Genomic DNA, 26,679 nt, shown 5'->3' with positions numbered 1-26,679 from the left:
GCCGGACAAGGGAGTTGCTTGCCCGTACGAGACAAAGCGCTGGTCGTCGCAGGTGCTCAGGCCCAGGTGAAAGACAGCCCTGGTGCTCGACGGATCGAGCCACGGGGCCGCGTCGCCGCTCACCGGCCGGTGGCGCGGACCCGGGTCACAGGAAGGCGTGGCCCTCCCCGCGGTACGTCGGCACGACGTCCACGATCCGGTCGCCCTCGACCAGGTGCAACTCGTCCACCCGCTCGCACAGTTCGCCCGCCTTGGCGTGCCGGAACCAGACCCGGTCGCCGAGTCGCAGGTCGTCCGCGGCGGGGCCGGCCAGCGGGGTCTGGACCTCGCCGGCGCCCTCGGTGCCGAGCAGGCGCAGTCCGGCAGGGTGGACCGGGACGGGCAGCCGGGACGGGCCGGGCGCGCCGGAGGCGGTCCAGCCGCCGCCGAGCACGGTGACGTGGCCGGGCGCCGGGCGGCGGACGACGGAGAGGGCGAAGTAGGCGGCGGGCAGCGGGCGGAAGCCGCGGTAGTGGTCGAAGAGGACGGGCGCGTAGATGCCGGAGCCGGCGCCGAGCTCGGTGACGGCGGCCTCGGCGGAGGTCGACTCCAGACTGCCCGTGCCGCCGCCGTTGACGAACTCCAGTGGCGCCACGGCCCGCACCGCGCGGATCGCGGCCGCGCGCCGGGCCCGCAGCTCGTTGGCCGAGATGCGCTGCATCAGCCGCACCGCCGCCCTGGCCGGGGCCGCGCCGGGCTGGTTGTCACCCATGCCGGCGATCTGCCCCTCGTACGACATGACGCCGACCAGCTTCAGGCGTGGCCGCGCCAGCACGGCGCGGGCCAGCTCGGCGGCCTGCTCGGGCGCGTGCAGCGGCGAGCGGCGCATGCCGAGGTGGAGCCGGCCGCCGAGGAGGCGGAGGGAGGCGTCGAGGTCCAGGCAGACGCGCACCCGCGGGCCGGACGGGCCGACGGCCTCGGTGACGAGGTCGAGATGGGCGACGGAGTCCACCATCAGGACGATCCGGGCGGCGGCCCGCTCGTCCGAGGCGAGGCGGCGCAGGGCCGGCACGTCGGCCGTCGGATAGCCGACCAGGATGTCACCGGCCGGCTCGCCCTCGACGCCGTCGGCGCCCTTCTCCTCCGCCGCCAGCCACAGCGCCTCCGGCAGCGTGAACGCCAGAATCCCCGAGAAGCCCGGCATCCGCAGCACATCCTCGATCAGCGCGCGGCAGCGCAGCGACTTGCTCGCCAGCCGGATCGGCTTGCCGCCGGCCCGCCGGACCATGTGGGCGGCGTTGGCCCGCAGGGCCGCCAGGTCGACCACCGCGAACGGCGGCTGGAGACCGGCCGTCGCCCGCTCGAGCTCGGCGAAGCCGGCGGGCGCGAGGGGGCGGGTGGCGGGGCGGTGCTCGGCGGTCCGGGTGTCGTCGTCCGGCGGGGCGCTTCCCATGGCGTAGGGCCTTTCCGTGGACCGGTTGCTGGCGGCCACGGTCTCTAGGTCAAGCGTACAAGTCAAGGCTTTCGGACCCTTGACTTGAACAGTTGTCCAAGTTCAGTCTTCCCGCAGGGCGCCGCCGGGACGGCGCCGGCCCGCGGACGACCGAGAGGACCCCTGGCATGAACAGCGTGTGGCGCAACTGGGCGGGCAACGAGGAGGCCAGGCCGAGCCGAGTGCTCCACCCCACGAGCACCGAGGACGTCGCCACCGCCGTCAAGGACGCCGTACGGGACGGGCTGCGGGTCAAAGCCATCGGCTCCGGGCACTCCTTCACCGGCGCCGCCGTCGCGCCGGACGTCCAGCTGCGACTGGACTGCTTCGACGGGGTGACCTCGCTCGACGCGGAGACGGGCCTGGTCACCGTCGAGGCGGGTATGCCGCTGTGGAAGCTCAACCCGCTGCTCGCCGCGCACGGCCTGGCCCTGGAGAACATGGGAGACATCGACCGGCAGACCGTCACGGGCGCCGTCTCCACCGGCACCCACGGCACCGGCGCCCGGCTCGGCGGCATCGCGACCCAGATCCGCGCCCTGGAGCTGGTCCTCGCCGACGGCTCGGTGGTCAGCTGCTCGCCCACCGAGCGGCCGGAGCTCTTCGCGGCGGCCCGGGTCGGCCTCGGCGCCCTCGGCGTCATCACCCGGGTCACCCTCCAGACCGTGCCGCTGTTCGCGATCCACGCCCACGACACCGCCATGCCCGTCGCCGAGACCCTGGAGCGGGCGCAGGAACTCGCCGACGCCAACGACCACTTCGAGTTCTTCTGGTTCCCGCACAGCACCACCGCGCTCACCCGGCGCTTCCGGCGGCTGCCCGGCGACACCCCGCTCCGGCCGATCGGGGAGTTCGCCCGCCGCTTCGACGAGACCCTGACCAACGTGGGCTTCGAGGCGCTCAACCGCGTCGGCACCCGCTTCCCCGGCCTCGTCCGGCCGAGCGCCCGGCTCGCGGCCCGCCTGATGTCCTCACGGGAGTGGACCGACCACTCGTACAAGGTGTTCCCGAGTCCGCGGGAAGTGCGCTTCCACGAGGGCGAGTTCGCCATCCCGCGCGAGCACGCCGTCGACGCGCTGCGTGCGATCAAGCGCTGGATCGACGAGCACGACGAGCGCGTGTCGTTCCCGCTGGAGGTCCGCTTCAGCGCCGGCGACGACATCTGGCTGTCCACCGCGAACGGCCGCGACAGCTGCTACATCGCCTTCCACCAGTACCACCGCATGCCCTACCAGCGGTACTTCACCGCCTGCCAGGACATTCTCGCCGGCTTCGGCGGGCGCCCGCACTGGGGCAAGATGCACGACCTCGACGCCGGCCTGCTGCGTCCCCGCTACGACCGGTTCGACGACTTCGTCGCGCTGCGCGACCGGCTCGACCCGACCGGTGTGTTCGGCAACCCGTATCTCGACCGGGTCCTCGGCGCGGCCCCCGGGGCGGCGTCGCGGAGGTCCGGCGGTCATCAGGGCTCGCGGTAGCCGCGGGCCCGGAGGTCAGCGGGGCTCGCGGTATCCGAGGACGCCGGTCAGGACGACGCGGAGGATCGCGCGGAGTTCCACGTGCAGCGGCGGCTTGCCCTCGTCCTGCGGCGACCAGCGGTAGAGCGCGCCGAGGTAGCAGTCCCGCAGGATGTGGCCGACCTGCTCGGAGTCGATGTCCGGAGCGACCCGGCCCTGGCGCTTGCCCAGCTCGATGATGGTGGTGAAGATCGAGGCCGTGTACGGGTCCTCGTCGAGCGGGCGGCCCGCCTTCACCCAGGCCGTCAGCATGACCGGGGTGATGTCCCGCTCCTCCTCGTTGAGCTGCGCCAGGGTGGCCATACATCGTTCCAGGTGGACGGTGACGTCGTCGGTCGCGTGGAGCGACTCCTCCATGATCGCGTTCAGCCGGTCACCTCGTCTCTCGGCCCACGCGGTGACGAGGTCTTCCTTGCGCTGGAAGTAGTTGAAGAACGTGCCGCGCGCCACGTCCGCGCGTTCCGCGATCTGGTCGATCGTCGTCCCGTCGTACCCCTGCTCGGCGAAGAGCGCGAGAGCGGATCCGTAGATCGCCTGCTTCACGCGCTGCTTGCTGCGCTCGCGGCGCCCGAGGGGGCGCTCCGCTTCCGTGGGAGGGGTGTGGATGGGCACGGCGCGGGCCTCGCTCTCGCTTCACTTGCTGTCCGTATCTCGACCCCATCTTTATACTAGAGTACATCTATGGTTCGGCATCTCGGTTCGATGCCTTGGGGTAATGCTTACCGTGTGCTTACCGAGCCTGTGCCGGCCGAGCCTGTACTCAGAGCGGTGACCAGGTCGCCGATGCTCTCCTTGCCGAGCAGCCGCTGCACCGCGACCTCCTTCCCGTGGCTGTCCCGCAGCCTGCCCCTCAATTGCATGGCCATCAAGGAGTCGAGCCCCAGTTCGCGCAGGCTCAGCCGGAGGTCGATCCGGTTCGCCGGGGTGCCGAGCACATAGGCGGCGTGGTCCAGGACCGATGTGGCCGGCACGGTGACGGCCGGCGCCGTGCCGGCCGGCGCGCGGACGGTGTCGGAGGCGGGCTCGTGGGCGACCTCGGGTGCGGGCCCGTCGCTGACCTCGGGGGCCGGTGCGTGGGCGGGCCCGGCAACGGCCGACTCCGTGCCCGCGAGTCTGCGCATGCCCACGCCGGTGAACTCGGCGGCGACCCGCCCGTCCTCGGCGACGAGCAGGATGTCCGCCCGGCCGCCGGACGGGGCGTCACCCGTGCCCGGTGCCGTGGTGAACCGCACCACCGACCAGTAGGCGTCCCCCTCCAGAGGGCCCGTCAGCCGCACCCGCTCCACGGACTCGGTGAGATAGACGCAGGTCGCCGCGTCCGGCGCGCCCGAGTGCGGCCAGGCTGCGACGACCGGAAGCAGCCCCGCCTCCAGGGCCGCCGGTCCGCCTGCGGCGGGCACGGCGAGCCGTGCCACGGCCTCGCCGTCGCGGCGCCAGACCCGGTCCGCGGTGCGCAGCCGCTCGTCGAGGAGATAGCCGCGGGCCTCGGCACGCCGGTAGAACTCGACGCCCGGCACGTACTCCGTGCAGCGGGTCAGCGCCAGATCCAGCGCGCGCTGCCCGTCGGTCGCGGCGCCCTGACCCGCCGGGGCGGTCCGGAGCAGGCCGGTCGCCCAGGGCCGCGCGCCGGGCTCGGCCGCCGGCCCTACGGCGAAGCGGTGCAGGCCGGGCGTCTCCTCGGCCGTCAGCCGGACCCGGGCCACGGTGTCCAGGGCCTCGGGCCACTGCGGGAGTTCGGGGCCGAACCGTATCTCCTCCAGTGTGAACTCGCCGTCGGGCAGCACGTCCTGGGCGAGCGCGGTGACCGCGCCGAAGTACGCCGGCGGCGGTACGGGACGCAGCCCGCGGACCGCGAGACCCTCGCCGAGGTCGGCGAGGCCGAGCCGGCGCAGGGCGATGTCCCGGCCGTACGAGCCGGGCGACGCGGCCGGACCGTCGGACGCGGGGGACGCGGGGGACGCGGGGGATGCGTCGGACGCGACGGACACGGGTGGCGCGCTCGGCGCGGCCGGCTCGGGGGCGTACCGCTCCTCGTCCCAGACGTAGAGCGGCAGCGGCACCCGGCGTGCCACGGCACCTGTGTCCGGGACGCCGTGACCGGTGACGCCGTGACCCGTGACGCCGTTGTCCGTGACGCCGTTGTCGGCGAAGTCTCTGTCGGCGCCGGTGGCGGCGGCGCCGTGGAAGCGGTGCCAGGCGACGGGGACGCCGAGGGCGAAGGCCCGTCCCAGCGCCCGTACCGCCGCCGACGTGCCGTCCTGCTCCTTGAGCAGCGTCGGCACTCCCGTGCCGGCCAGGCCGCCGGCCGCCTCGATGTCCCGCACGGCGTGGACGAGCACCGGGTGCGGGCTGACCTCGATGAAGACGCGGTTCCCGGCCTTCGCCGCGGTCTCCACCGCCTCCCGGAAGCGGACCGGCCGGCGCAGGTTCTCCTGCCAGTACGCGGCGTCGAGGTCACCACCCTCGACCGGCACGCAGCGGGTCGTGGAGAACATCGGGGTGTGCGGGGCCAGGGGGCGCAGCTCGCGCAGGGCGGCGCGCAGGTCGTCGGCTATCTCGTCCATGAGCGGCGAGTGCGAGGCGACGTTGACGCGCACGATCCGGCAGAACGTGCCCTGTTCGTCGAGGCGTCGCGCGATCCGCTCCAGGGTGTCGGTGTCGCCCGCGAGGACCGTGGCCGACGGCCCGTTCTCGGCCGCGACGCACACGCCGTCGCCGTACGCGGCCGCGAGCTCGCCCGCCTCGGCCGCGGGCAGTTCCACGGAGAGCATCGCCCCGCGCCCGGCGAGCCGCTGCATCAGGGCGCTGCGGCGGCAGATCACGGCGGCGGAGTCGCGCAGGGACAGCGCACCCGACACGTACGCGGCGGCGGCCTCGCCCATGCTGTGCCCGAGGCAGAGCGCGGGTTCCACGCCCATGGCCCGCCAGTGCGCCGCCAGGGAGACCTGCACGGCCCACAGCGCGGGCTGCACCCGGTCGACGGTGTCGGGGAAGACGTCGTCGTCCCGGGTCAGCAACTCCCGTACGGACCAGCCGGACTCCTGCTGTACGGCGGCGTCGCAGGCTTCCATCGCCGACCTGAACGCGGCCGAGGAGCGCAGCAGGTCGCGGGCCATGCCGGCCCACTGCGAACCCTGGCCCGGGAAGACGAAGACCGGCTCGCGGTCCGCGCCGAAGGCCGCCTCGGCGGTGCCGCCGTGGGGCGACTCGCCGCCGTCGGCCAGGGTGCGCAGGACCGCGGCGAGTTCTTCGTGGGTCGTGCCGACGGCCCACAGACGGTAGGGGTGCGGGTCCCGGTGGAGGGCGGCGGTGCGGCAGATGTCCCGCAGCGGCGTGGTGCGGCCCGCTCCGCCCGGCTCCAGATGGGCGGCGTAGCGGGCGGCGAGCCCGCGCAGGGAGCGCTCCGAGCGGGCGGACAGGACGAGAAGGTGCGGCGCGGACGCGCCGGCCGTCGGGTCGTCGGTGCCAGGGACGGCCGGTATGGCCGGGGTGGCAGAGGTGGCCGGGCTCGTCGCGGAGGCGGTGTCGGGGACGTACTCGCCGATCACCACATGGGCGTTGGTGCCGGAGATGCCGAAGGAGCTGACGCCGACCACGGCCGGGCGGCCGCCCGTCTCCAGCGGGGTGTTCTCGGTGACGACCCGGACCGGCAGGTCCCCGTCCCGCAGCAGCTCGTTGGGGTTGTCGGTGTGCAGCGAGGCCGGCACCCGGCGGTGGCGGACCGCCAGAACGGCCTTGACGAGGCCCGCGAGACCGGCGGCCGCCTCCGTGTGGCCGATGTTGCTCTTCACCGAGCCGACCAGAAGGGGACGGTCGACGGGACCCGCGGAGCCGTAGAACTCGGCCAGCGCGCGCAGTTCGACGGCGTCGCCGACGACCGTGCCGGTGCCGTGCGCCTCCACGTAGTCCAGGCGGGAGGGCTCGATGCCGGCGGCGCGGCAGGCCTCCCGCAACATCGCGACCTGCCCGGTGACGGCCGGCTGGAGCAGCAGACCGCTGCCCTGGCCGTCGTTGGTCACGGCGCTGCCGTGGAGCACCGCGAGCACCGGGTCGCCGTCCCGCAGCGCGTCGGGCAGCCGCTTGAGGATCACGGCGGCGACGCCCTCGCTGCGCACGAAGCCGTCGGCGTCCGCGCTGCCGAACTTGCAGCGGCCGTCCGGGGCGAGCATGTGGCCCTGGGAGTAGGCGATGGAATCGGTGGGGGAGAGCAGCACGTTGACGCCGGCGGCGACGGCGAGGTCGCTCTCGCCGGTGAGCAGGCTCTGCCGCGCCGAGTGCACCGCGACCAGGGAGGAGGAGCAGGCCGTGTCGAGGACGACGCTCGGTCCGCGCAGATCGAGGGCGTAGCTCAGCCGGCCGGCCGTGACCGCCCGGAGCCGGCCGCCCGCCATCGCGCGGACGTCGGCGACGGCCGCGTCGCCCGTCGCCTCGGCGTACTCGGCCGTGGCCTGGCCGACGAAGACGCCGCCGCGGCTGCCCGCGAGCGACGAGGGCCGGATCCCCGCCTGTTCCAGGGCCTCCCACACCACGTGGAGCAGCAGCCGCTGCTGCGGATCCATCGTGCGGGCCTCGCGGGGCGAGAGACGGAAGAACGGCGCGTCGAAGGCGTACACGTCGTCGATGAAGCCGCCGTGCCGGGACACGGTGCGGCCCGGAGTGCCGGGCTCACCGCCGTAGTGCGGCGACACGTCGAACCGGTCCTCCGGGATCGCGGTGATCGCATCGCGGTTTTCCTCAAGCAGTGCCCAGTACGCGTCCACCCCCCGAGCGCCAGGGAACCTGCACCCCATGCCGACGACGGCGACGGAGGGCACCCCGCTGGTCTCGTTCTGGCTCACCACCACGGACCCCTTTCGGTAAGTCGGGTTCACACACGAGTTCAAACATGCATGCCGAGCCAAACTTATTCTTCGGTTTTGCACAAGGCCGATCGGTTCTGATTTGTCGGTTTCGGGGGGACGGTATTCGGCCGTTATGCCCGAGAGGCTGGCTGAACTTTTGTTGCAGCGTAGGGACCCCGTAAAAGTGGACTTGCGTACAGTGATGGCCTTCGGTCTATGGTTGCATCGCAGCTCATGAACGCCGGGGCGTGACCCGCACCGGCGCACCCCGGCGGGGCGGCGCCCCCACACCTCGGGGTGTCCCGCCCTTGATGAGGAGATGCCGTCATGCCCAGACCAGTGGTGGTGGTGAGCGACCCGCTGCCGGACGACACGCTGGACCTCCTGCGCGCCGCGTGCGACGTCCGCAGGGCCGACGGGCGAGACCGCGAGGAACTCCTCGCCGCCGTCCGCGACGCGGCCGTGCTGATCGTGCGCAGCGGTACGCGGGTGGACCGCGAGGTCCTCGACCGCGCGCCGCGGCTCATAGGTGTCGTCCGCGCCGGAGTCGGACTCGACAACGTCGACACCGAGGCCGCGCGCGACGCCGGAGTGGCCGTCGCCAACACGCCCGGCGCCAACGCCGTCAGCGTCGCCGAACTGACCGTCGGCCTCGCGATCGCCCTCGCCCGCCGCATCCCCGACGCCGCGCAGCACGTCCGCCAGGGCGAGTGGGACCGCGCCGCCTTCCAGGGCACGGAGCTCGCCGGCCGCACCGCGGGCGTCCTCGGCCTCGGCCGCATCGGACGCCAGGTCGCGCGCCGCCTCGGCGCCTTCGACATGACGGTGCTCGCCCACGACCCGTACGTCTCCGACGACGAATGCCGGAGCGCGGGCGCCGAGCCGGTCGGCCTGAGTCAACTCCTCGCTCGCGCCGACCTCCTGACGGTGCATCTGCCGCGCACCCCCGCGACCGAGGGCCTGCTCGGCGAGCGTGAACTCGCCCTGGTCAGGCCCGGCCTCCACCTCGTCAACACCTCCCGCGGCGGCATCCTCGACGAGGACGCCCTCACCCGCGCCCTCAAGGACGGCCGCGTGGCCGCCGCCGCGCTCGACGTCTTCGCCGTCGAACCGCCCCGCGAATCGCCGCTCGTCGGCCTGCCGAACGTCCTGCCGACCCCGCACCTGGGCGCGGGCACGGCGCAGGCGCAGCGGCGGGCGGGTGAGGAGGCGGTGCGGATCGCCCTGGAGATGGTGCGGGCGGAAACGCCGGTGAGCGAGGGGGAGTTACCCCCTCCCGCCCGCACGGCCCCGGCCCCTCCCGCCTCTGCCTCTGCCGCCCCTGCCCCTGCCATCCCCGCGGCCACTGTCCCCGCTCCCACCGCCACCCCTCTCGACCCCGCCCGCTGCGCCGACGCCGTACACGCCCTCATGCCGCGGCTCCGCGAAGAGCTCGCCGAGCTCGTGGCGCTGCGTTCCGTCGCCGGGGACGGGCCCGAGCCGCCCGCCGACTGCGAGCGGGCCGCGCGCTGGGTCGCCGACGCGTTCGGGGCCGAGGGCTTCGACGTGCAGCTGCTGCGGACGGACGACGGCGCGGCGACCGTACTCGGGCGGCTGCCCGGGCCGCCCGGGGCACGGGAAGTGGTGCTGTACGGGCACTATGACGTCGTGTCCGAGGGCGACCACGACCGCTGGACCACGCCGCCGTTCACGCTGACCGAGCGGGACGGGCGCTGGTACGGGCGGGGCGCCGCGGACTGCAAGGGCAACGTCCTGATGCATCTGGCCGCGGTGCGCACGCTGCGCCGGGCGCTGCCCGAGGGCGACCCGCTCCCGGTGTCGCTCACCGTCCTCGTGGAGGGCGCGGAGGAGCGGGGCCGGGGGAGCCTGGAACGGCTGCTCGCCGAGCGGCCGGAGCTGCTCGCGCCCGATGCCGTGCTCGTCGCGGACTCGGGGAACTTCGAGGCGGGCGTGCCGACGCTGACGACCTCGCTACGCGGGATGGCGGTCGCGGAGGTGACCGTGTCGACGCTGCGCGGGGACCTGCACTCGGGGCAGTTCGGCGGCCCGGTGCCGGACGCGATGACGGCGCTGCTGCGCGTGCTCGCGTCGCTGCACGACGAGCACGGCGACTGCGCCGTCCCCGGCCTGGAGCCACCCGCCGCACCGCCGAGCCCCGCCGGCCACCGGCAGGACCGGCTCCGCACCGACGCCGAGGTCGCCGGCTACGCCGAGGACCGGCTCCGAGCTGACGCGAGTGCTCCCGGCTCCCCGGAGGTCCGGCTCCGCGCTGACGCCGGAGCAGCTGGCTACCCGGAGGCCCGGCTGAGTACCGACGCCGAAGCCGCCGTCTACCCCGAGGACCGCCTCCGTGCCGACGCCGGAGTCCTCGACGGCGTGCGCCTGATGGGCACCGGCAGTGCGGCGCAGCGGCTGTGGGCGCGGCCCGCGGCGACGGTGCTTGCCGTCGACGGGCCAGGACCCGAGGAGGCCGTACCCGCGCTGCGGGCCACCGCGACCGCGCTGGTCAGCCTGCGGCTGCCGCCCGGCACCGACCCGGCGCGCGCCCACGAGGCGCTCGCCGACCACCTGCGGCGGGCCGTGCCCTTCGGTGCCCGGCTCGACATCAGGCGGATCACCACCGGGGCCTCCTTCCGCGGCCGCACCGACGGCCCCGCGCACCGCGCCATGAGCGCGGCGATGGCGGTGGCGTACGGGCACGAGCCGCTGGTCATCGGGGCGGGCGGGTCCATCGCGCTGTGCAGCACGCTGCAGGCGCTCCACCCGGACGCGGAGATCCTGCTGTTCGGCGTGGAGGACCCCGAGGCCCGCATCCACGCGCCCGACGAGAGCGTGAACCCCGGCGAGATCGCCGCCACAGCCCTCGCGGAAGCGCTGTTCCTTGACCGCTTCGCGCACAACTGACGAGGCGCCGGCCCGCCGGCGCCGCCCTTCGGTGGAACGGGGAACCCGTGATCTTCCAGCACGCGCATGAAATCATCACCGACGACATATTCGTCAGGCTCGACGAACTCGTCCCCGGCAGCGAGTCCTTCCTCAAGATCGAAGGATGGAACCCGGCGGGTTCCATCAAACTGAAGTCCGCCGTGGGCATGATCGAGGACGCCGAACGGCGCGGCCTGCTCTGGGCCGGCGGCCGGATCATCGAGTCCTCGTCCGGCAGCCTCGGCATCGCCCTGGCCATCGTCGCCGCCGGCAAGGGCTACCGCTTCACCTGCGTCACCGACCCCAACATCTCCCCGCAGAGCCTCGCGCTGATCCGGGCCCTCGGCGCCGACGTCATCCAGGTCGACCGGCGCGACGCCAACGGCGGCTTCCTCGGCACCCGGATCGCCCGCATCCAGCGGGAACTGGCCGCGGACCCGAAGCTGATCTGGCTCAACCAGTACGCCAACCCGTCCAACCCGGACGCGCACGCCCGCTCCACGGCGACCTCGATCCTGCGCCACATCGGCCGGGTCGACCAGCTCTTCGTCGGCGCCGGTACCACCGGCACCCTGATGGGCTGCATCCGGCACTTCCGGGCCTTCTCGCCCACCACCAAGATCGTCGCCGTCGACACGGCCGGATCCGTCACCTTCGGACACCCGCCGGGCCCCCGCCACATCCCCGGCCTCGGCACCAGCCGCCGTCCCGAGCTGTGCCGCCCGGAGGCCGTCGACGAGGTCGTGCTCGTCCCCGAGGCGGACGCCATCCGGATGTGCCGCCGCCTCGCGGCCGAACGGGGCCTGCCCGTCGGCGGCTCCACCGGATCCGTGGTCGCCGCGGTGGAGCGCTCCGCCGCGCTGATCCCGCCCGGCTCCCGTGTCGTGGCCCTCTCGCCCGACACCGCCGACCGCTACATCCACACCGTCTACGACGACGAGTGGGTGGCCCGGACCTACGGCCCCGAGACGCTCTCCCGCATCCACGGCGGCGACACCTGCCCCGTACCCGCCTGACGCCCTTCCCTCGACTGCCGGAGGATCACATGACGTCCCCCACCCGCCCCTTCGACTTCCAGGTCGTCGGCGGCACCGCCATCCGCTCCCTCATCGCCGACTCCCGCGCCGACATCGTCCGGACCGTCCGCGCCGCCTACCTCACCCACCACGACAGCGACTCCGTCAACCCGAACAGCTACTTCCTGCGCTTCCCCGACAAGCCGGACGCCCGGATCATCGCCCTGCCCGCCTACCTCGGCGGCGAGCACGACGTCGCCGGCCTCAAGTGGATCGCCAGCTTCCCGCAGAACATCCGGCACAACGTGCCCCGCGCCTCCGCCGCGCTGCTCCTCAACGACTACGAGACCGGCTACCCCTTCGCCTGCCTCGAAGCCTCCCAGATCAGCGCCGCGCGCACCGCCGCTTCCGCGGTGCTCGGCGCCGAGGAGCTGCACGGCGGCCGCGACGCCCGACAGATCACCGTCGTCGGCGCCGGTGTCATCGCCCGCAACATCGTCGAGTTCTTCGACGCGCAGGGCTGGACCGCCGACCGGTACGTCATCCACGACCGCGTCGCCGGCTACGCCGACGCGCTCCAGCGGCACGTGACGCGCCTCGGTCACCGGGCCGAGCGCGAGGACGACTTCGAGCGGGCCGTCGACGGCGCCGACGTCGTCGTCTTCGCCACCACGGCCGGCGAGCCCTGGGTCACCCGGCCCGGCACCTTCACCGCCGGACAGACCGTCCTGCACGTCTCGCTGCGCGACCTCGCCCCGGAGATCGTCGCCGAGTCCCAGAACATCCTCGACGACATCGACCACTGCATGACCGCCAACACCTCCCCGCACCTCGCGGAACAGGCATACGGCCACCGGGACTTCCTCGACGGCACCCTCGCCCAGGTGCTGCGCGGCGAGGTCAAGCCCGCGACCGGCCTGCCCCGCGTCTTCTCCCCGTTCGGCCTCGGCGTCCTCGACCTGGCGGTCGGCCTGAGCGTCTACCGCGCCGCCGTCGAGCGCGGACTGGCCGTCGCCGTACCGGACTTCTTCGGCGAGACCGAGCGCTGGGGCTAGCCACACGCCGCCGAGACGCGCCCCCGCGCCCACCACCCCCGACCAGGAGAACCCGTCGTGACCACCCTTCCCGCCGCTCCCTCCGCACCCGACACCGCCGCCTCCGGCTCCGCCGCCCGGGCCTGGGGCGCCGCCCGCTCCGCCGACATCGCCGCCCTCGCCGCGCGCCACGCCGAGCGCTTCCCCTGGTACGGCCGGCTGCTCGACGCCCGGGGCGTCCGCGGCTCCGGACGCCTGGCCGACCTGCCGATCCTCGGCCCCGAGCTGCTCACCGAGCACTACTACACCGCCGACCACGCCCATCTCCCCGACGCCTCCGCCTACTTCACCTCCGGCACCGCCACGGGGCTGCGCAAGCGGATCCTCTACAGCCCCGCCGACGACGACGCCTACGCCGCCCAGCGCAAGGCGCTCTTCCAGGAGTTCGCCGGCGACCTCCCGGCCGGCTCGCCCGCCGTCGCCGACCTCGGCACCGGGCACGCCGCCGCCTCCGCCCGCCGCATCTTCGAGGAGATGGGCTTCCGCGCCCACGACATCGACTTCCAGCTGCCCATCGAGCAGCACGTCGAGAAGCTCAACGCATGGCAGCCCGAGCTGCTCTTCACCATGCCGATGATCCTCGACCGGCTCATGCGCTCGCCCGAACTCGCCATCGCGCCCCGCCGGATCATCGTCGTCGGCGACCTCGCCCCCGAGAACTGGCGCCGGCAGGTCGCCCGCCACTTCGGCATCGGCTTCGGCGAGGTGCTCGACATCTTCGGCAGCATCGAGATCGGCGCCATCGCCCACCACGACGCGCGCACCGGCCTCTACCACTTCCACGACCACATCCTCCCCGAGGTCGTGCCGCCCCAGGAGCTGTACAAGGACGCCGACGCGGGCAGCCCTGCCGCGGGCGGCGGCAGCGGCGCCCTGCTCCTCACCTCCTTCACCCGCGCCTACTTCCCCGCCCTGCGCTACGTCACCGGCGACGTGATCACCGGACTCCAGGAGATCACTCTCGACGGCCGCACCGTCCACGCCTTCCAGCGCATCGACGGCCGGCTCGGCGGCGACTTCAAGCACGGCGAGCGGATCAGCAACCACGACGTCTGCGCCGCCATGGCCGAGGTGTTCCCGCGCCGGCCCTTCGAGGTCGCCAACGACGACGGGCTGCGCATCCGGGTCGTCACGGACCGCGTCACCGACCGCGAACTCAGCGCCGTACGGCGTCTGTTGCGGGAGGCGGCGCCGGACGTCGCCCAGATGATCGACTCCGGCCTGGTCGGCGAGATCGAGGTCGTCGCCGTGCCCGCCGACGGCATCCGGACCGACCACGCGAAGCGCCGCTTCGACGTGAAGGAGGGCTGAGCCGTGTGCGGCATCGCCGGAACCGTCTCCTTCGGCACGAGCGAACCCCTCAGCGGCTTCCCGGCCGCCGCCTGCGCCGCCATGGCACACCGCGGCCCCGACGAGGAGGGCTACCACCACGACGAGCGTGCCGCGCTCGGCATGTGCCGGCTCAAGGTGATCGGCCTCGCCGACGGCTCCCAGCCCGCGTACAGCGAGGACCGCGGCATCGTCGTCGTCCTCAACGGCGAGATCTACAACCACCGGGCGCTGCGCCGCTTCCTCGCCGACCGGGGCCGCCCGGTGCGCGGCGGCAGCGACGCGCACATCCTGCCCGCGCTGTACGAGGTGCTCGGCGAGGACTTCGTCGACCGGCTGCACGGCATGTACTCGATCGCCCTGCACGACACCCGTACCGGCCGGCTGCTGCTCGTCACCGACCGGGTCGGCAAGAAGCCGCTGTTCTACAGCCGGCTCGCGGACGGCACCGTGGTGTTCGCGTCCGAGCTCAACGCGCTGATGCGCCACCCGGGCATCGACCGTGCGGTCGACCCGCTCGCCGTCGACCAGTACCTCTCCTACCGGGTCGTGCCCGCCCCGCACACCATCTACCGGGACGTGCGCAAGGTCGAGCCCGGCACCGTCCTCGACTTCGAGGCCGGCCGGCCCGAGAAGCACCGCCGCTACTGGCGCTTCGAGTTCACCGCCGACCCGGCCGAGGCCGCCGACCCGCGCCGCGCTGCCGACACCGTCGACGCGCTGATCCAGCGGGCCGTTGCCGACCGCCTGGAGTCGGAGGTGCCGCTGGGCGCCATGCTCAGCGGCGGCCTCGACTCCAGCCTCGTCGTCGCCGTGGCCGCCCGCCAGCTGGGCCGCCGGCTGCACACCTTCTCCGTCGGCTTCGAGCACGACGCCTTCGACGAGTCCGTGTACGCCCGGCTGGTCGCCGACCACTGCGGCACCGAGCACCACACGTACCGCATCGGCGTCGCGGACGCCCGCAGGTCCGTCGACCGGATCCTCACGCACATGGGCGAGCCGTACGCCTTCCCGTCCGCGATCGCCGCCGACTGCATGTACCGGCTGGCCCGCGAGCACGTCACCGTCGTCCTCACCGGCGACGGCTCCGACGAGATCTTCGCCGGCTACCGGCGCTACCGCACCTTCGAGCAACTTCCCCACATCGACCCGGCGTCGGCCGCGAGGGTCGACACCGAGGCGCTGGCCGCGGGCGACGGCTCCCTCGCCGACCGCTACCAGGCCGTCCTCGTCGACGGCGTGCGCGGCGGACTCAAGCACCGCCTGTACGACCCCGCCTTCATCGCGCGGCTTCCCGAGTACCCCGTCAACCACCTGCGCGACCGCTTCGCCCGCACCGCCGCGCACCGGCCCGACCTCGACCGCGTCATGGAGGTCGACTGCGGCTTCTGGCTGCCCGACGCGCAGCTCGTCAAGATCGACCGGATGGCGATGGCCCACTCCGTCGAGCCGCGCAGCCCGCTCCTCGACCACCGGCTCATCGACTACGTCACCCGCGTACCGGCGGCCGCCAAACTCGTCGACGGCAACGAGAAGCTCCTGCTCAAGCAGGTCGCCGCCCGCTACGTACCGGACTCGGTGATCCACCGGCCCAAGCAGGAGCTGGCCGTCCCGCTGGAGAGCTGGCTCGGCACCACGCTGCGCCCCGACATCCAGACCACGCTGCTGTCCGAAGCCTCCCTGGAACGCGGCTACTTCGCCCCGGACGCGCTGCGCGCCTTCGTCACCGCCTTCCGCCCCGAGCACACCTACGCCCTGTGGACGCTCTACATGCTCGAGCGCTGGCACCAGCAGCACGCCGACACCCAGGCGGCCCCGGCCCCCGCGGCCTCCCTGCGCACCGCCGGCCGCTGACCGCCCGCCATCGGCCGAACTGCCCGCCGACCCCCTACCGAAAGGACCCGCCATGACCAGCGCCCCCGACCTCGCCGCCCCGGCCCGCGGCACGGCCATGCCCGCCGAGGCCGCCCGGCTCGCCGCGAGCTACGACCCCGAGCGCCTCCTCGCCGAACTCGACGCCGCCCGCACCCGTACCTGGGAGAAGCAGCGCGTCTACTCCGAGTCCGGCGTCGGCGCCGCCACCGACGTCGACTGGCGCTGCCTCGCGCTGCGCAGCCCCGGCGGCGACGGCACCCGCACCGACCCCGGCGGCCCCGGCCCGCGGGACTTCGCGCCCACCGAGTGGCTCGACGGCATGCCGTACGTCCGCGAGGTGCTCGACTCCATCCCGGCGCCGCTGCACGCCGTACGCTTCATGGCGCTCGGCACCGACACCGTCGGCATCGACCACACCGACCCCAAGTACGGCCCGCGCTGGGGCGTCGCCCGGCTGCACGTCCCCGTCACCACCAACCCGAAGGCGCTGCTCGTCCTCGACGGCGTCACGCACCGCTGGCAGCCCGGCGAGTTCTGGTTCGGCGACTTCAGCCGCGTCCACCACGTCGAGAACACCGGCCCCGAGCCGCGCGTCCACCTCGTGATCGACGCGCTCGTCACGCCCGGCCTGGCCCGGGTCTTCCCCGCCGGGTGGCAGGAGTACTTCGAGTGCGGCGAGGTCCTCTACAACCGCCCCAGCTGCGGCCAGCGCGCCGAGGAACGCGCCCGCCTGGAGTGCTCGTTCGAGATCCCGGCGAGCTTCCCGCTGTGGGAGGAGGACGGCACCCTCGACGACGACCAGCCCTGGACCGAGGTCACCGTCCGCGACGACGGCACCCAGCTCGTCCTCCACCAGGGCGACCGGGCCACCGGCCAGCCGTACGCCCTCGTCCACATCGACGCCAACGAGTACCGGCTCGCCGGCTGGAGCGAGGAGCGCACCCTCCAGCTCTTCCTCGACGGCATGCAGCCGCACGCCGTGCTGCGGATCCGCGAGGGCCGCACCGTCACCGAGCGTTCCGTGCCGGCGGTGCCCGGCGCGCGGAACGGGAACGGACGGTGACCCGGTGAGCGAGAACGCCCAGCCGCCCTGCCGGCCCCCCGCCCTGCTCCTCATCACCGACCTCGTGGTGATCTGCCGCCACCTCCAGCTGCTCACCGACGCCGAGAGCCGCGGCCTCGCCGTCCTCGCCGTCGTCGGCCCGGAGACCCCGGCCGACCGGCTCGCCGCGCACCGCGCCGACCCGGCCCACCCACTGTCCCGGGCCACCGAGGTCGTCCAGGTCCCCGACTGCACCCTCGACACCCTCGTCGGCGCCGTCCACGGACTGCTGCGCGCCTACGACGTGAAGGCGCTGCTCAACTGCGGCGAGGTGTTCGCCGAACCCGCCGGCACGCTCGCCGAGGCGCTCGGACTGCCCGGCCCCGGCGCCCACGCGGCCCGCGTCTCCCGCAACAAGGTGCTCCAGCGGCTCGCCGCGCCGGACCTCGCCCCCCGCTGGACCCTGGTGGGCGCCGAGGCCCGGGCCGCCGCCCGCGGCCACGACGGCGACGGCGAGGACGACGACAGCGCGGCCGTGCTCGGGCGTCTGCTCGGCGACGTACCGCTGCCCGCCGTGCTCAAGCCCGCCGGCCGGATGTCCAGCTCCGGCGTACGGGCCGTCGGCACCCTCGCCGAACTCCGCGCCGAACTCGCCCACTACCCCGAGGACGAGACGCTGCTCCTGGAGGAGCGGGCCCGCGGCGCCGAGTACTCCGTCGAGGCCCTCGTCTACGCGGGGGAGACCGTCTGGGCGGGCGTCACCGCCAAGGACACCAACGAGTGCGCCACCCGCTGGTTCACCGAGACCGGCCACACCTCGCCCGCCCCGGCGCTCGGCGCCGCCGACGAGGCCAGGCTCCTGGAGGCCAACGCCCGGCTCCTCGCGGCCATCGGCTTCGGCACCGGGATGAGCCACGCCGAGTTCCGGCTCGGCCCCGACGGCGTCGTCCTGATGGAGATCGCCGTCCGCCCGCCCGGCGACGCCATCACCAAGCTCTGGCACCTCGCCTCCGGCCGCCCCCTGGAGCCCGCGCTCCTCGACCTGGCCCTCGGCGAGCGGCCGCTGGTCGCGCCCGCCCGCCGCCGCGCCCGGCAGCTCTACCTCGACCATCCGCACGGCGTACTCGCCGACGTTACCTGCGACGAGACCGCCGCCTCCTGGATCACCCGGGACGGCGCCTGGCCCGAGTTCGTCCCCACCACGCCCGACGCCCCGCCCCGGCTCTGCGCCGTGGTCGTCACCCGGGAGCCCGGCGACCCGCTCGGCGAACTCACCGACTCCGGCGGCCGCGCCGTGTCGATCGTCGTGGACGCCCCCGAGGGCGAGGACATCCACGCCGTCGCCGAACGCTTCGCCAAGACCGTCCGCGTCCGCACCCAGCCGAACAGGAGCACCCCATGACGCCCACCACGGACGCCGTCACCGGCCCCGGCCGCACCGAGCGGCGGCAGCGCGCCAACGCGGAGGCCGTCCGCCGGATCGTCGCCTCCGAGCCGGTCCTGGTGGACGTCCGCCCCGCGGGCGAGGTCCTGCCCGGCATGACGCCGCGCACCATCCTCACCTCCGGTGCCCCGCTGGACTGGGCCTCCTACGAGGGCGGGCAGCGCACCGCCATCATCGGCGCCGTCCTCTTCGAGGGGCTCGCCGCCACCCCCGAGGAGGCCGACGCCCGCCTCGCCTCCGGCGACATCCGCGTCGAGCCCTGCCACGACCACGGCGCGGTGGGCTCGGTCAGCGGTGTCTGCTCGGCCTCCATGCCGGTCCTGGTCGTCGAGGACCGGGCCAACGGCACCACCGGGCACTGCCGGATGAACGAGGGCATCGCCCGGGAGTCGCTCACCTTCGGCGTCAGCAACGACGCCGTCCTCAAACAGATGGCGTACGTACGGGACGTCATCGCGCCCACGCTCGCCGAGGCCGTCCGCTCGGTCGGCGGGATCCCGCTCCAGCCCATCATCCGGCGCGCCCTCAACATGGGCGACGACCTGCACAGCCGTAACATCGCGGCCTCGCTGATCTTCCGGGCCAGGATCCAGGAGGCGCTGCTCGCCGCGCGGGACCTCGTCGACGACCGGCGGGCGCTCGACCTGTCGGTCTTCCTCACCGAGTCCGAGTACTTCTTCCTGCACCTGTCGATGGCCGCCGGCAAGGCCGCCGCGGACGCCGCCTCCGGCATCGCCGGCAGCAGCGTCGTCACCGCGATGACCGTCAGCGGCAAGGAGTTCGCGCTGCGGCTCTCCGGCACCGGCGACCGGTGGTTCCGGCACCCGCTGCCGCCCATCACGAGCCTGCCCATCAAGCTCTTCGACGGCTTCACGCCGGACGACCTGGCCTTCATGGGGGGCGAGTCCACCATCACCGAGACCATCGGCCTCGGCGGGATGGCCGCGGCGGCCGCCATGCCCATGCAGGACTACTCGGCCGGCTCGCCCGAGGGCATGGTCGAGCAGACCCACCGGATGTACCGGATCACGCTCGCCGAACACCCGGTCTACCGCATCCCGTTCCTCCGCTTCCGCGGCACGCCCACCGGTATCGACGCCCGCCTGGTCGCCGACACCGGCATCCCGCCCGTGATCCACATGGGTGCCTCGCACCGCGACGGCGGACACATCGGCGCCGGGCTCTTCCTGCCCCCGCTCGCCCCCTTCCAGGCCGCCCTCGACGCCCTGGACACGCTCGACACCGGCCCCGCCGACACCCCCGACCCGTACGCGCCCCACGCCACCCCCGAGGACCACGCATGACCCACTCGACCGACCACCGGTCCACGGCCGCCACCGAGCCCGCCGGAGCCGCGGCCGCCCCCGCCGAACGCACCCCGGCGCGCTACTGGCTGGCCACCGTCTCCCTCTCCCTGGCCGTCTTCGCGTTCACCACGACCGAGATGGTCCCGATCGGCCTGCTCACCGCCATCGGCCCCGACCTCGACGTCTCCACCGGCACCACCGGCCTCGCCGTCACGCTCTTCGGCGGCATCGCGGGCCTCGCCGCCCCGTTCATGACCAGCTTCACCCGCACCGTCGACCGCCGGCTGCTCATGCTGGTGCTCGCCCTCGTGCTCATCGCGGGCAACGAACTCACCGCGCTCGCCCCGAACTTCGCGGTCCTGATGACGGCCCGTGTGGTGCTCGGCTTCGCCCACGGCCTGATGTGGTCCATCGCCGCCAGCATCGCGCTGCGTCTGGTCGCGCCCAAGGACGCCGTCCGCGCCACCTCCGTGGTCTTCGGCGGCATCTCCGTCGCGTCCGTGATCGGCGTGCCGCTCGGCACGTTCATCGGCGAACACACCGACTGGCGCACTGTGTTCCACGCCATCGCCGGGCTCGGCGTCGTCTTCCTGGTCGCCGCCGCCGTCCTGCTGCCCAAGCTGCCGTCCACCAACGCCGCCCGCGTCGCCGACCTGCCCCGGCTGCTGAAGAACGGCAACATCCTCACCGCCGTCGTCATCACCGTCCTCGTCGTCGCCGGGCACTTCGCCGCCTACACCTACCTCGCCCCCTATCTGGAGCAGCGGGCCGGCATCGACCCGAAGATGATCAGCACCATGCTGCTCGTGTACGGAGTCGCCGGCGTCGCCGGCAACTTCGTGGGCGGCGCCGCGGCCGCCCGCAACCTGCGCGGCACCCTGCTCGTCGCCATCGCCGTGCTCACCGCGACCCTGGTCGCCCTGCTCGCTGTCGGCCGCTTCCAGCCGGGCGTCTATCTGCTCCTGGTGCTGTGGGGCCTGTCCTTCACCGCCATCCCGGTCTGCGTCCAGACCGTGGTCTTCACCTACGCCGGCGACTCGCCCGAGGCGGCCACCTCGCTCTTCGTCCTCGGCTTCAACGTCTCGGTCGGCCTCGGCTCGCTCGTCGGCGGCCTCATCGTCGACAACGCCGGTCTGACGGCGGTCTTCGTCACCGGCGCCGTCCTGGCCGTGCTCGCCCTGCTCAACGTGGTGCGGCTGAAGAAGGAGGCGACGGCATGAGCCCGGCCGCCGCGCCGGAGGCCGTACGGGATCCCGAGCTCGCGCTGCTCCCGTCCGCCCGGCCCGTCACCTTCGTCGACGCCGACGGCCGGGCCGTGCCGCCCGGGCCCCGGCCCTACCCCGTACCCGACGACACCGAACTGCTCGCCGCCCACCGCGCCCTCGTCACCGGCCGGCGCCTCGACCAGCAGGCCACCAACCTGGCCAAGCAGGGCGAACTCGCCGTCTACCCGTCGTCGGCCGGCCAGGAGGCCTGCCAGATCGGGGCCGCGCTCGCGCTCGGCCCGCGCGACTGGCTGTTCCCCACCTACCGCGACTGCGTGGCGGTCATGACCCGGGGCGTCGACCCCGTCGAGACCCTCACCCTCATGCGCGGCGACTGGCACTGCGGCTACGACCCCGTCGCCCACCGCGTCGCCCCCCAGTGCACCCCGCTCGCCACCCAGGCGCCGCACGCCGTCGGCCTCGCCCACGCCGCCCGGCTGCGCGGCGAGGACACCGTCGCCCTGGTGCTCATCGGCGACGGGGCCACCAGCGAGGGCGACTTCCACGAGGCGCTGAACTTCGCCGCCGTCTTCAAGGCGCCCGTCGTCTTCCTCGTCCAGAACAACGGCTACGCCATCTCGGTGCCGCTCGACCGCCAGACGGCCGCACCCTCCCTCGCCCACAAGGGCATCGGCTACGGCATGCCCGGCGAACGCGTCGACGGCAACGACGTCGCCGCCGTCCTCGGCGTCCTGCGCCACGCCGTCGAGCGCGCCCGCGCCGGCGCCGGCCCCATGCTCGTCGAGGCGCACACCTACCGCATCGAGCCCCACTCCAACGCCGACGACGCCGGCCGCTACCGCGAGGCCGACGAGGTCGCCCGGTGGCGGCGCCGCGACCCGATCACCCGCCTGGAGACCTACCTCACCGCCCGCGGACTGCTCGACGAGGCCGGCATCCGGGCCGCCGCCGACGCGGCCGAGGAACGCGCGGCGGCGCTGCGCACCGGCCTCGTCCGCTCCGGCCCGCCGTCCCCCGAGGCGCTGCTCAGCCAGGTGACGGCCGACGACTCCGCCCAACTCGCCCGCGACCTCGCCCTGGTGCGGCGCGAACTCCTTGACGAGGACGACACACCATGACCCTTGTGACCGAGACCGGCGCCCGCCCCGCGATACCGACCGGGCCGCCCGCGCCCGCCGCCCCCACCGCCGTACCGGCCCTGCGCCCCACCTCCATGGCCGAGGCCCTCAACCGCGCCCTCGTCCACGCCATGGCCGCGGACGACTCGGTCGTCGTCTTCGGCGAGGACGTGGGCCGGCTCGGCGGCGTCTTCCGCATCACCGACGGCCTGCAGTCCGCCTTCGGCGCCGAACGCTGCTTCGACACCCCGCTCGCCGAGTCCGCGATCGTCGGCATGGCCGTCGGCATGGCGATGAACGGCTTCCGGCCCGTGGTGGAGATGCAGTTCGACGCCTTCGCGCTGCCCGCCTTCGAGCAGGTCGTCGGCCATGTCGCCAAGATGCGCAACCGCACCCGCGGCCGGCTGCCGCTCCCCATGGTCATCCGGGTGCCGTACGGGGGCGGCATCGGCGGCGTCGAGCACCACAGCGACTCCTCCGAGAGCTACTACGCGCACACCGCCGGGCTCACCGTCGTCGCCCCCGCCACCGTCGCCGACGCCTACAGCCTGCTCCGCGACGCCGTCGACCACCCCGACCCGGTGGTCTTCCTGGAGCCCAAGCGGCTGTACTGGTCGCGCCAGGACGCCGCCCTGCCGGCCCGTACCGAACCCCTCGGCACGGCCGTCGTCCGCAGGCCGGGCACCGACGCCACCCTGATCGCGTACGGGCCCGCCGTGCCGGTCGCGCTCGAAGCCGCCGAGACCGCCGCCGACGAGGGCCGCGAGCTCGAGGTCGTGGACCTGCGCAGCGTGGCGCCGCTCGACGAGGAAACCGTCGTGGAGAGCGTCCGGCGCACCGGCCGGGCCGTCGTGGTGGCCGAGGCGTCCGGCTTCGCGTCGATCGCCGCCGAGCTCGCCGCCCGCGTCACCGAACGCTGCTTCCACCATCTGCACGCCCCGGTGCGTCGGGTGACGGGACTTCACATCCCGTATCCGCCACCCAAGTTGGAGCGCCATCATCTCCCCGACGTCGACCGGATCCTCGACGCCGTCGACTCGCTGCAGTGGGAGGACGGGGCGTGAGCGCGCGCGAGTTCCGGCTGCCCGACCTGGGGGAGGGGCTGGTCGACGCGGAGATCGTCCGCTGGCTGGTCGCCGTCGGCGACATCGTCGCCGTCGACCAGCCGCTCGTCGAGGTGGAGACCGCCAAGTCGGTCGTCGAGGTGCCCTCCCCGTACGCCGGTGTCGTCACCGCCCTGCACGCCCCCGAGGGCGGCACGGTCGCCGTCGACGCGCCGCTCCTCACCGTGGGCGACACCGCCGGCCCGCCGCCCGCGCAGGGCTCCGGCAACGTCCTGGTCGGGTACGGGACCGCGCCCGACGCCGGTACGAAGGGCCGACGGCGCCGGCGCGCGACGGCCGCGCACGCCCCGCGGCAGGCCGCCGGGAGCCGCGCCCCGGCCCGTACCGCCGTCGCCCACCCGACCGCCCCGGCCGTGCCCGCGGTGCTCTCGCCGGTCGTGCGCCGGCTCGCCGCCGACCGCGGCCTGGACCTGCGTCACCTCCGGGGCACCGGGCCGGGCGGGCTCATCACCCGCAGGGACGTCGAGTCCGCCACCCCGCCCGCCGAGACCGACACCGCGGCCACCGCTGCCGCCTCCGACACCGCCACGCCCGTGCCCGGCGGCCCCGCCGTGGCCTCCCGCATCCCGCTCACCGGAATCCGCCGGACCATCGCCGAGCGGCTCACCCGCTCCGCCGCCGTCCCCACCGCCACGGTGTGGGTCGACGCGGACGTCACCGAGCTCGTACGGCTCCGCGACACCCTGCGCGCCCGCTCCGCCGACGCCCCCGGGCTGCTCGCCCTGCTCGCCCGGATCACCGTCTCGGGCCTGCGGCGCTTCCCCGGCCTCAACGCCTCCGTCCACGGCGAGGAGATCGTGCGCTACGCCGACGTCGACCTCGGCATCGCCGCCCAGACACCCCGCGGACTGCTCGTCCCCGTGGTCCGCGGGGCCGGCGCGCTGACCGCCTCGGAGACGCAGCGCGAGATCACCCGGCTGGTGGCCGCCGCCCGGTCCGGCGAGCTGCCGCCGGCCGAACTCACCGGCTCCACCTTCACGTTGAACAACTACGGCGGGTTCGGCGTCGACGGCAGCTCACCCCTGCTCAACCCGCCCGAGGCCGGGATCCTCGGCGTCGGCCGGATCCTGGCCCGCCCCTGGGTCGTCGGCGGCGAGCTGACCGTACGGCAGATCTGCCAGTTCGCCCTCGTCTTCGACCACCGGGTCTGCGACGGCGAGACCGCCGGCGGCTTCCTGCGCCATGTCGCCGACCTCGCGGAGCACCCCGCCCTCGCCCTCGCCGACCACTGACAGCCGCACCTCACCCGGCACGCACACCACCCTGCACGCACCATCACCCGCCACCCCCCACCCCGTGCCGCCGCGTGCGGAGAACGGAGCCCCCGTGACCCACTCCCCGGCCTCGTCCGCCGACCGGGCGGGCCTCGTCCCCGAGCTCGCGGCCGACGAGCTCGCCGCCCTCCAACTGCGCAGGCTGCGCCGCACCCTGCGCCACGCCTACGACCACGTGCCCTTCTACCGCAAGTCCTTCGACGCGGCCGGCGTCACCCCCGACGACTGCCGCACCCTCGCCGACCTCGCCCGCTTCCCCTTCACCACCAAGGCCGACCTGCGCGCCCACTACCCGCTCGGCCTCTGCGCGGTCCCCGACGAGCGGATCAGCCGTATCCACGCCTCCAGCGGCACCACCGGACAGCCCACGATCGTCCCCTACACCGACGGCGACGTGGACCGCTGGTCCGACCTGGTGGCCCGGTGCCTGCGCGCGGCCGGCGTCCGCCCTGGCGACCGGGTCCACATCGCCTACGGCTACGGCCTGTTCACCGGCGGCCTCGGCGCCCACTACGGCGCCGAACGCCTCGGCTGCACGGTCGTCCCGGCGTCCGTCGCGATGACCGGCCGCCAGGTCGGCCTCATCCGCGACCTGCGCCCCACGGTGATCATGGCCACCCCCTCCTATCTGCTCACGCTGCTCGACGAGTGCGAGCGGCAGGGCATCGACCCGCGCTCCACCTCGCTGCGCGTCGGCCTCCTCGGCGCCGAGCCGTGGACCGAGTCCATGCGCGCCGAGATCGAGGAGCGGGCCGGCATCGACGCGCTCGACATCTACGGCCTGTCGGAGGCGCTCGGCCCCGGCGTCGCCGGCGAGAGCGTGCGCACCAAGGACGGCGTGCACGTCTGGGAGGACCACTTCCTGCCCGAGGTCGTCGACCCGGCGAGCCTCGCCGCGCAGCAGGACGGCAGCCCGGGCGAACTCGTCCTGACCTCCCTCACCAAGGAGGCCATGCCCCTCGTCCGCTACCGCACCCGGGACCTCACCCGGTTGCTGCCCGGCACCGCCTTCGGCACCTTCCGGCGTCTGGAACGGTTCCGCGGGCGCAGCGACGACATGCTCGTCGTGCGCGGAGTCAACCTCTTCCCGTCGCAGGTGGAGGAGGCGGTGCTGCGCACCGACGGCCTGGCCCCGCACTTCCGCGTCGAACTCACCCGCGAGGGACGCCTCGACCGCGTCACCGTACGGGCCGAGGCCCACTCCGCCGCCACGGGCGAGCAGGAACGCGAGGAGGCGGGCCGGGCCCTGGTGCGCGCGCTGCGCGAGATCACCGGGCTCGGCATGGCCGTCGAGGTGTGCGAGCCCGGCAGCCTGGAGCGCTCGACGGGCAAGCTCGACCGGGTCCGGGACCGGCGCGGCACCGACCCCGCGGGCACGGACCCCGCGGGAGCGAACGCCGCCGGCTCCGCCTGGCGGATACGGTGACCGCCGCCGCCCCGGCCCGCCCCCGCCGCCCGGGCCGGCTTCCGCGCAGCCGGGCGACGCTGCTCGACTGCGCCGTGCAGGCGTTCGTCGAGCGCGGCTACGAGGGCACCAGCATGGAGCACCTCGCCGCCCGCCTCAGCATCTCCAAGTCGTCCATCTACCACCACGTCCTGGGCAAGGCGGAGCTGTACGTCCAGGCCCTCGACGAGGCCGCCGCGCACTTCGCGCCCGTGCTCGACGCGGTGGCCGCGCCCTGCGCCGCCCACCGGGGCACGGACCGGCTCGCCCACTTCGTACGGACGGCGCTCGAACTGCCGGCCGACGGGCGGGCGCGTCTCGAACTGCTCCTGAGCATCCGCGACGGCCGGGAGGAGGCCCCGGGCGCGCTCGCCCGCCGCCGGCACCTCGAAGCGCGGGTCGCGGACCTCGTCGCACTCGCCGCCCGCGAGAGCGCCGCCGACGAGGGCGTACCCGGGCACGTGTCCGGACGCTTCTCCGAGCCCGTGCCCGTCGGCGTCCGCACCCGGCTGCTCCTCGACCTGCTCTGCTCCCTCCTCGTGCAGCGCCGCCTGGGCCGGCTGCCGGACGGCGCCGCCGGGGACCCGGCCGCCCTCGCGCGGCTCGCCACCGGCTGCGTCCGCTGAACCCCC

At 74.3% G+C, this 26,679-nt stretch carries 18 protein-coding genes; 15 read left to right on the top strand and 3 right to left on the bottom strand.

The window, feature by feature from the left end; genetic code table 11:
• Positions 1-145: 145 nt before the first annotated feature.
• Positions 146-1,432, bottom strand: coding sequence for an amino acid deaminase/aldolase (locus tag ACIRSU_RS03505; protein WP_403788752.1), 1,287 nt, complete (start codon positions 1,430-1,432; stop codon positions 146-148).
• A gap of 167 nt (positions 1,433-1,599) precedes the next feature.
• Between ACIRSU_RS03505 and ACIRSU_RS03500 the strand changes: the two genes are divergently transcribed.
• Complete coding sequence (locus tag ACIRSU_RS03500; protein ID WP_403788750.1) at positions 1,600-2,949, top strand: D-arabinono-1,4-lactone oxidase; 1,350 nt, start codon at positions 1,600-1,602, stop codon at positions 2,947-2,949.
• 15 nt (positions 2,950-2,964) lie between these two features.
• Here the strand turns inward: ACIRSU_RS03500 and ACIRSU_RS03495 are convergent, their stop codons facing one another.
• Both ACIRSU_RS03495 and ACIRSU_RS03490 read right to left on the bottom strand, forming a co-directional pair.
• Complete coding sequence (locus ACIRSU_RS03495; RefSeq protein WP_403788748.1) at positions 2,965-3,600, bottom strand: TetR/AcrR family transcriptional regulator; 636 nt, start codon at positions 3,598-3,600, stop codon at positions 2,965-2,967.
• Positions 3,601-3,707: 107 nt separating this feature from the next.
• Positions 3,708-7,826 (bottom strand): type I polyketide synthase, encoded by a 4,119-nt coding sequence (locus ACIRSU_RS03490; RefSeq protein WP_403788746.1) that lies wholly within the window; start codon positions 7,824-7,826, stop codon positions 3,708-3,710.
• A gap of 330 nt (positions 7,827-8,156) precedes the next feature.
• Here ACIRSU_RS03490 and ACIRSU_RS03485 point away from each other — a divergent pair, with 330 nt between their 5' ends.
• The 14 genes from ACIRSU_RS03485 (at position 8,157) to ACIRSU_RS03420 (ending at position 26,673) form a co-directional block, all read left to right on the top strand.
• Positions 8,157-10,733, top strand: coding sequence for a M20/M25/M40 family metallo-hydrolase (locus tag ACIRSU_RS03485; protein ID WP_403788744.1), 2,577 nt, complete (start codon positions 8,157-8,159; stop codon positions 10,731-10,733).
• A 47-nt stretch (positions 10,734-10,780) separates the two neighbouring features.
• Positions 10,781-11,770 carry a 2,3-diaminopropionate biosynthesis protein SbnA gene (gene sbnA, locus ACIRSU_RS03480; RefSeq protein WP_403788742.1) on the top strand — a complete coding sequence of 330 codons (990 nt, stop codon included), beginning with the start codon at positions 10,781-10,783 and terminating at the stop codon, positions 11,768-11,770.
• 29 nt (positions 11,771-11,799) lie between these two features.
• Positions 11,800-12,825 carry a 2,3-diaminopropionate biosynthesis protein SbnB gene (sbnB, locus tag ACIRSU_RS03475; RefSeq protein WP_403788740.1) on the top strand — a complete coding sequence of 342 codons (1,026 nt, stop codon included), beginning with the start codon at positions 11,800-11,802 and terminating at the stop codon, positions 12,823-12,825.
• 57 nt (positions 12,826-12,882) lie between these two features.
• Positions 12,883-14,175, top strand: a complete 1,293-nt coding sequence (locus tag ACIRSU_RS03470) for a hypothetical protein (protein ID WP_403788738.1) — start codon at positions 12,883-12,885, stop codon at positions 14,173-14,175.
• Between the two features lie 3 nt (positions 14,176-14,178).
• Entirely contained in the window at positions 14,179-16,047 is a 1,869-nt protein-coding gene (gene asnB / locus ACIRSU_RS03465) for an asparagine synthase (glutamine-hydrolyzing) (RefSeq protein ID WP_403788736.1), read from the top strand.
• A 52-nt stretch (positions 16,048-16,099) separates the two neighbouring features.
• Positions 16,100-17,131 carry an aspartyl/asparaginyl beta-hydroxylase domain-containing protein gene (locus ACIRSU_RS03460; protein WP_403788734.1) on the top strand — a complete coding sequence of 344 codons (1,032 nt, stop codon included), beginning with the start codon at positions 16,100-16,102 and terminating at the stop codon, positions 17,129-17,131.
• A gap of 4 nt (positions 17,132-17,135) precedes the next feature.
• Positions 17,136-18,512, top strand: a complete 1,377-nt coding sequence (locus ACIRSU_RS03455; protein WP_403788732.1) for an ATP-grasp domain-containing protein — start codon at positions 17,136-17,138, stop codon at positions 18,510-18,512.
• On the top strand, positions 18,509-19,858 hold the full coding sequence (locus ACIRSU_RS03450; RefSeq protein WP_403788730.1) for a DUF1116 domain-containing protein: 1,350 nt from the start codon (positions 18,509-18,511) through the stop codon (positions 19,856-19,858). Before ACIRSU_RS03455 ends, ACIRSU_RS03450 begins: the two co-directional genes overlap by 4 nt.
• The gene (locus ACIRSU_RS03445; protein WP_403788728.1) at positions 19,855-21,081 is read left to right on the top strand and encodes an MFS transporter; all 1,227 of its coding nucleotides are present in this window, start codon (positions 19,855-19,857) and stop codon (positions 21,079-21,081) included. The genes ACIRSU_RS03450 and ACIRSU_RS03445 overlap by 4 nt, the downstream gene beginning before the upstream one ends.
• Positions 21,078-22,205 carry a thiamine pyrophosphate-dependent enzyme gene (locus tag ACIRSU_RS03440; protein ID WP_403788726.1) on the top strand — a complete coding sequence of 376 codons (1,128 nt, stop codon included), beginning with the start codon at positions 21,078-21,080 and terminating at the stop codon, positions 22,203-22,205. The genes ACIRSU_RS03445 and ACIRSU_RS03440 overlap by 4 nt, the downstream gene beginning before the upstream one ends.
• Before the next feature lie 95 nt (positions 22,206-22,300).
• Complete coding sequence (locus tag ACIRSU_RS03435) at positions 22,301-23,269, top strand: alpha-ketoacid dehydrogenase subunit beta (RefSeq protein WP_403789384.1); 969 nt, start codon at positions 22,301-22,303, stop codon at positions 23,267-23,269.
• Positions 23,266-24,561, top strand: coding sequence for a dihydrolipoamide acetyltransferase family protein (locus ACIRSU_RS03430; RefSeq protein WP_403788724.1), 1,296 nt, complete (start codon positions 23,266-23,268; stop codon positions 24,559-24,561). The genes ACIRSU_RS03435 and ACIRSU_RS03430 overlap by 4 nt, the downstream gene beginning before the upstream one ends.
• A 94-nt stretch (positions 24,562-24,655) precedes the next feature.
• Positions 24,656-26,029, top strand: coding sequence for a phenylacetate--CoA ligase family protein (locus ACIRSU_RS03425; protein ID WP_403788722.1), 1,374 nt, complete (start codon positions 24,656-24,658; stop codon positions 26,027-26,029).
• Positions 26,026-26,673: a TetR/AcrR family transcriptional regulator gene (locus ACIRSU_RS03420; RefSeq protein WP_403788720.1), complete on the top strand. Its 648-nt coding sequence runs from the start codon at positions 26,026-26,028 to the stop codon at positions 26,671-26,673. Before ACIRSU_RS03425 ends, ACIRSU_RS03420 begins: the two co-directional genes overlap by 4 nt.
• Positions 26,674-26,679 lie beyond the last annotated feature (6 nt).

The sequence above is a fragment of the Streptomyces sp. NPDC101160 genome (assembly GCF_044768205.1).
Classification (GTDB): Bacteria; Actinomycetota; Actinomycetes; order Streptomycetales; family Streptomycetaceae; genus Streptomyces.
The sequence above is the reverse complement of the archived record's forward strand: the minus strand, read 5'-3'. Positions and strand labels throughout refer to the sequence as shown.

Coding starts and splice junctions, on each gene's coding strand:
- ACIRSU_RS03450 (WP_403788730.1), top strand. CDS start 18,509: ATGACGCCCACCACGGACGCCGTCACCGGCCCCGGCCGCACCGAGCGG.
- ACIRSU_RS03440 (WP_403788726.1), top strand. CDS start 21,078: ATGAGCCCGGCCGCCGCGCCGGAGGCCGTACGGGATCCCGAGCTCGCG.
- ACIRSU_RS03505 (WP_403788752.1), bottom strand. CDS start 1,432: ATGGGAAGCGCCCCGCCGGACGACGACACCCGGACCGCCGAGCACCGC.
- ACIRSU_RS03445 (WP_403788728.1), top strand. CDS start 19,855: ATGACCCACTCGACCGACCACCGGTCCACGGCCGCCACCGAGCCCGCC.
- ACIRSU_RS03500 (WP_403788750.1), top strand. CDS start 1,600: ATGAACAGCGTGTGGCGCAACTGGGCGGGCAACGAGGAGGCCAGGCCG.
- sbnB (WP_403788740.1), top strand. CDS start 11,800: ATGACGTCCCCCACCCGCCCCTTCGACTTCCAGGTCGTCGGCGGCACC.
- ACIRSU_RS03485 (WP_403788744.1), top strand. CDS start 8,157: ATGCCCAGACCAGTGGTGGTGGTGAGCGACCCGCTGCCGGACGACACG.
- ACIRSU_RS03460 (WP_403788734.1), top strand. CDS start 16,100: ATGACCAGCGCCCCCGACCTCGCCGCCCCGGCCCGCGGCACGGCCATG.
- ACIRSU_RS03435 (WP_403789384.1), top strand. CDS start 22,301: ATGGCCGAGGCCCTCAACCGCGCCCTCGTCCACGCCATGGCCGCGGAC.